General features: G+C 65.9%; 1 pseudogene. It reads right to left on the bottom strand.

The window, feature by feature from the left end:
• Positions 1 to 255: pseudogene (locus tag JNB88_RS33340) on the bottom strand (ISNCY family transposase); the annotation flags it as partial.

The following is a 255-nucleotide window of genomic DNA, read 5'->3' as shown; positions in this document are numbered from 1 at the left end:
GAAGCTGCCGCGGGCCGAAGCGCCGCAATGGGCGACGAGATCCGCCTCAACGAAGCCTGGCGCCGGGTTGTTCCAATCCGCCGAGGTTCTAATGGGAATGCTCCGTCGCAGGGCATGTGCCGCGGGCCGCCGTCGAGGACGTCCCAAACCCTCTCTGATCGGTGCCAGCGTCCTGTCGATCGTGGCCGCGCTCATCGCCAGCAATTTGCCGCGGATCTCAGGCGCGAGGTCAAAATGACCGTGCCGTTCCATCGC

Origin of the sequence: Rhizobium cauense, assembly GCF_019511525.1 — a bacterium.
GTDB classification, from domain to species: Bacteria; Pseudomonadota; Alphaproteobacteria; order Rhizobiales; family Rhizobiaceae; genus Rhizobium; species Rhizobium cauense.
The sequence above is the reverse complement of the archived record's forward strand: the minus strand, read 5'-3'. Positions and strand labels throughout refer to the sequence as shown.